This window comes from Bacillus sp. BC05(2025), from assembly GCF_056725905.1.
The window spans coordinates 1-5,405 of sequence record NZ_JBWYRA010000026.1 but is presented as its reverse complement, the minus strand read 5'-3'; the positions used below and the strand labels follow the sequence as shown (position 1 = coordinate 5,405).

At 36.3% G+C, this 5,405-nt stretch carries 5 protein-coding genes; 2 read left to right on the top strand and 3 right to left on the bottom strand.

Annotated elements, in window-relative coordinates; genetic code table 11:
* Nucleotides 1–714, bottom strand: a 714-nt coding sequence (locus tag ACZ76X_RS28890) for a DegV family protein (protein ID WP_479852463.1), incomplete at its 3' end; no start/stop codon positions are given.
* Nucleotides 715–953: 239 nt separating this feature from the next.
* On the opposite strand from ACZ76X_RS28890, the gene ACZ76X_RS28885 reads away from it, so the two are divergent.
* Complete coding sequence (locus ACZ76X_RS28885; protein WP_166702736.1) at nucleotides 954–1,589, top strand: YigZ family protein; 636 nt, start codon at nucleotides 954–956, stop codon at nucleotides 1,587–1,589.
* A 74-nt stretch (nucleotides 1,590–1,663) separates the two neighbouring features.
* A complete protein-coding gene (locus tag ACZ76X_RS28880; protein ID WP_479852462.1) occupies nucleotides 1,664–2,791 on the top strand; it encodes an LCP family protein in 1,128 nt (375 codons plus the stop codon).
* Between the two features lie 39 nt (nucleotides 2,792–2,830).
* Here the strand turns inward: ACZ76X_RS28880 and wecB are convergent, their stop codons facing one another.
* Nucleotides 2,831–3,946, bottom strand: a complete 1,116-nt coding sequence (gene wecB, locus ACZ76X_RS28875) for a non-hydrolyzing UDP-N-acetylglucosamine 2-epimerase (protein ID WP_000140129.1) — start codon at nucleotides 3,944–3,946, stop codon at nucleotides 2,831–2,833.
* Between the two features lie 74 nt (nucleotides 3,947–4,020).
* Nucleotides 4,021–5,391, bottom strand: coding sequence for a UDP-glucose dehydrogenase family protein (locus ACZ76X_RS28870; protein ID WP_479852464.1), 1,371 nt, complete (start codon nucleotides 5,389–5,391; stop codon nucleotides 4,021–4,023).
* Nucleotides 5,392–5,405 lie beyond the last annotated feature (14 nt).

Below are 5,405 nucleotides of genomic sequence, written 5' to 3'. Positions count from 1 at the left end.
TTCCTCTTCACGTTGCGCATGAATGATAACTGCTTCCATAGGTACACCTTTACTTGCTTGCTCATCAAAAATTTCAACGATACGTTTTAACGCTTTTTTACGCGTACGAATCTTTTCAAACGGAATAATGATTTTATCTCTAAAATATAAAACGGGCTTCACTTGTAACAAACTACCGATGAAAGCTTGGGCACTATTTAATCGTCCTCCACGTTGTAAATGGTGTAAATCATCTACTACAAAATAAGCGTCCATCGTTTGTTTCATTTCGTCAAAACGGGCGATAATCTCTTTCGGATCCTTTCCTTCGCTCGCTAGCCTTGCACCCTCACGCACATAGAATCCTTGTACTTCACAACTAATTTCAGAGTCGTACGTATATACATCAATTCCCTCTACCATTTGTCCCGCTGTCGTTGAAGTTTGATATGTACCACTAATTCCACTTGAAAGATGGATGCTAATAACCGCATCATAATCCTTAGATAATTCTTCATATAGCTCAACAAACTTTCCGATTGCTGGTTGAGAAGTTTTCGGAAGTTCTTCTTGCTCACGTACTTTTACATAGAAATCATCTGCTGAAATTTCAGCTTCTTCTTGATAAGATTCCGTTCCAAACACAACGTTTAATGGAATCATATATATATTGAGTTCATCACGAATATGCTTCGGTATATATGCTGTACTATCAGTAACAATAGCTGTTTTCATTTTCGTACCTGCCTTATAAAAAAGTTTTTATTTCCTAATTTTACACGAAAACTAAAAATGGTGCATCCATACATGAAAATACCGGCTTGAAATTATACTCACCATTTTGACAAATTACAACAAAAAGGTGAAATACTCACCAAAAATTTTAACTTATTTATAAAAAATGTTTGAATATAAAAACGCTCGCTTTTAAAATGTAAAGTACTAGTCACTTTGGTAGATAGGGGCGTATTCGAGTGTTATTACAATATTTAACAATCAAAGACTACGGTGAGCACGAAATTGTCATTCAGAAATCAAGATTTATCTGTTACATTAGCCGAGCTACAACCGAAGAAGAAGCGCAAGAATTTATACAAAAAATAAAAAAACAAAACTGGAATGCGACACATAATTGTTCCGCTTATTTAATTGGCGAACAAGATCAAATCCAAAAAGCAAATGATGATGGCGAACCTAGTGGTACAGCTGGTGTACCTATGTTAGAGGTACTAAAAAAACGCGGTTTAAAAGATACCGTCGTTGTCGTGACCCGCTACTTTGGTGGCATCAAACTCGGTGCAGGTGGGTTAATTCGCGCATACGGAAAATGTACAAGTGAAGGCATTAATCATGTCGGTGTTGTTGAGCGAAAACTCATGCGTGTTATGCAGACCGAAATTGATTACACATTACTTGGCAAAATTGAAAATGAATTACGCAATTCAAAATATGCCATTAAAGATATACATTATCTCGAAAATGTCACATTTGATACGTATGTAGAAGAAGATGGAAAACAACCATTCACAGATTGGATGATTGAATTAACAAATGGGAAATGTACAATTACAGAGGGAGATATGTTGTACTTAGAACAAGATGTTATCTAAGAATAACTATATTATCACCTTTAAAGATTAATGTAGTGAATTACTTCCCTACAAATGAACTAAGGAGATTATATATGGAAGAACGTTATTATCATCTCCAAAATAGCAGAATAAAAAAGAAGCGAAGAAGAAAGTTTTTCATCTTCCTTATTTTCTTATTTTTATTTGGCAGTGTAGGACTTTATGTATTAAATTCTTACTCTTCTCTCATGGGGATGTATAGTGGTTTTACTCGTGAAAAATCGGATTTGAGAACCGAAGATGTAGAAATTACAAAAGAACCTTTTACAATCCTTATTATGGGTATAGAGGATTATGCGACAGACGGTCAAAACGGTCGTACAGATTCATTAATGTTTGCAACAGTCAATCCGAAGACGAAGAAAATTTCGCTTATGAGTATCCCTCGTGATAGTCGTGTTCCAATTGTCGGAAAGAATAAAGAGGATAAAATTAACGCTGCGCACGCTTATGGCGGAGAAGAAATGGCAATCAAAACGGTCGAAGGTTTTCTAAAAGTGCCTGTAGACCATTATCTTAAAATTGATTTCCAAGGCTTTAAAGGTATTGTTGATGCTGTTGGCGGTGTTACCGTAGATGTTCCCTTCGATTTCTGGGAGCGCTCTGACGTAGATTACTACAAAAAAATCGAATTTAAGCAAGGACAACAAGAATTAAATGGTGAAGAAGCACTCGCTTACGTTCGTATGCGAAAGCAAGATCCAAATGGTGATTATGGTCGTGCTGCTAGACAAAGACAACTGCTAGCTGCTGTTGCTCAAAAACTAAATTCCACCTCTACCGTATTTAAAATTAAAGATTTAACGGAAGTCGTTGGAAAATATATAAAAACTGACATTCCTATTTCAGACGGCCTAGCTCTTTACAATAAACTTTCTGGGTTTGATCCTTCTACAATGCAAACGTTCAAACTTGAAGGAGAAGATAAAAAAATAGGTGGTATTTATTACTTCCTTCCGGATCCAAACAGTGTTGAGGCAGTACGTAACGAAATCAAAAAAGAATTAGGAGAAATAGCAAATACTCCAGAAAATCCAACAACAAAAACAGAATCAAATTCTAGCTCTAACGAAAAAGCGAAGAAAGAAACAAACCAGAACCAAAATCAGAACAAAAAACCAACTGAGCCTCCTCCTTCCACAAATGCTCATGCAGAGTGGATTATGAGAAATCAGCAATAACAAAAGAGCCAAATCACATATGATTTGGCTCTTTTTTATTTACTTATTAAAGTGTTGTAAAATTGCTTCTACAATTCGCTCTGATGCACGGCCATCACCGTATGGGTTAGATGCTTTCGACATCTTATCATGAGCTTCTTTATCTGATAACAATTCATCAGCAAGACTAAAGATTGTCTCTTCGTCTGTTCCTGCTAATTTCAATGTACCTGCTTCAATACCTTCTGGACGCTCTGTTGTATCACGAAGAACAAGAACTGGTACACCGAGTGATGGTGCTTCCTCTTGTACCCCACCAGAGTCAGTTAACATTAAGTATGAACGAGCTGCAACATTGTGGAAATCAATTACATCTAGTGGTTCAATTAAATGAATGCGGCCATGATCGCCTAAAATATCATTTGCAGTTTCACGAACAACAGGGTTCATATGAACAGGATATACAACTTGTACGTCTTCATGCTTATCAACAAGACGTTTAATTGCACGGAACATGTTACGCATTGGCTCTCCTAAGTTTTCACGACGGTGAGCTGTCATAAGTACAAGACGATCATTTCCAAGTTTCTCTAATACAGGATGACTGTATGTTTCTTTTACAGTCGTTTTTAGTGCGTCAATCGCTGTATTTCCAGTGATGAAAATGCGTGACTCATCTTTATTTTCTTTCTGTAAGTTCGTCGCTGATTTCGCTGTAGGTGAGAAGTGAAGGTCTGCCATTACGCCTGTTAATTGGCGGTTCATCTCTTCTGGGTATGGAGAATATTTATCCCATGTACGAAGTCCTGCTTCAACATGCCCTACTGGAATTTGATTATAGAAAGCAGCTAAACTTGCAATAAATGTTGTCGTTGTATCACCATGTACAAGTACAATATCCGGCTTTGCTTCTTTCATTACTTTATCCAAACCTTCTAAACCACGTGTTGTAATATCAATTAAAGTTTGGCGATCCTTCATAATATTCAAATCGAAATCTGGTGTAATTCCAAAGATACTTAATACTTGGTCTAACATTTGACGATGTTGCGCTGTTACAGTCACAATCGATTCAATTTTCTCTGGATGTTTTTGCAACTCTAATACAAGAGGTGCCATTTTAATTGCTTCTGGACGTGTCCCGAAAATTGTCATTACTTTTAAACGTTCAGTCATTTCATTGCCTCTTTTCTTTCACTAGTTACAAATTCTATTATGACATATAAGAATATACATGAATACATACCTTTTTAACGACTAACGGAAAAATCCCTCTTACAAATACTTTTTCTTCCAACAGAATAATAATCTATTCCTTGTTTCTCAACATCCTCATTAGTATAACAATTTCTTCCATCGAATAAAATAGGTTCTCTCATGAGTTGTGTGTACTTTTCTAACGGATAAGCTCTAATTGCTTCCCATTCCGTTATGATAAAAGCCACACTCGCTCCTCTAATCGATTCATCTATACACTCACTATATTGTATAGTCTCCCCAAAGATATTTTTCATATTGTGAATCGCCTTCGGATCATATAGAACTACATCCGCCCCTATATTTAATAGTTCTTGTATCATAATAAGGGACGGTGCATCTCTTATATCATCCGTATTCGGTTTAAATGCCGCCCCTAGCACGGCAATCCGCTTCTTATTCATATTTATTACTCTCTTCGCTTTCTCAATCAATAACAACTGTTGTTTATTATTTACTTCAATGACGGCTTTTAACAAACGAAAATCATGCGCCACATTCCCTGCAAGTTGCACAAGGGCTTTCGTATCTTTCGGAAAACACGATCCCCCGTACCCAATGCCCGCATTTAAAAAAGACGCACCAATTCGCTTATCCATTCCCATCCCTTGTGCAACGTCTAATACATTAGCTCCTACCTTCTCACATATATTTGAAATTTCATTGATAAAACTAATTTTTGTCGCTAAAAAGGCATTCGATGCGTATTTAATCATCTCTGCACTTTTTATATCTGTAACATATGTTTTCAAATATAATCCACTATATAAATTCTCAACTTTTCGTGCCGCTTCCTCGTTATCTGCTCCAATTACAATACGATCTCCTTGGAAGAAATCATAAATCCCTGAACCTTCCCGTAAAAATTCTGGATTCGATACGATATGTAATTCATATCTATTTTGTAATCTTTCCTCAATCCATTCCCTCATAACATCATTTGTTCCTACAGGGACCGTACTTTTCGTCACGACAATAATGTCATTCGTCGCATATGTTCCGATATCATCACAAGCATTTCGAATATATGTTAAATCCGCCGTTCCATCTAATAAAGATGGTGTCCCAACTGCAATAAATATAAATTCCGCATCGTTAAATGCTTTTACTCTACTCGTTGTAAAAGTTAAACGATTATTCTCACATGCATCATTCATTAGTTCATATAAGCCAGCTTCATAAATGGGCAGATCCCCTTGTTTTATCCGTTCAATTTTCTCATCATTTATATCAAAACATGTAACCGAATGGCCTAACATTGCCAAGCCTACCCCTGTAATCAATCCAACGTATCCGGTACCTATTATCGTAATTTTCATTTCCTTTTCGCACAGGAATATACAATAGAAAATATACGAATACATAGAATTCCCCTGTG

Coding starts and splice junctions, on each gene's coding strand:
- ACZ76X_RS28880 (WP_479852462.1), top strand. CDS start 1,664: ATGGAAGAACGTTATTATCATCTCCAAAATAGCAGAATAAAAAAGAAG.
- wecB (WP_000140129.1), bottom strand. CDS start 3,946: ATGACTGAACGTTTAAAAGTAATGACAATTTTCGGGACACGTCCAGAA.
- ACZ76X_RS28870 (WP_479852464.1), bottom strand. CDS start 5,391: ATGTATTCGTATATTTTCTATTGTATATTCCTGTGCGAAAAGGAAATG.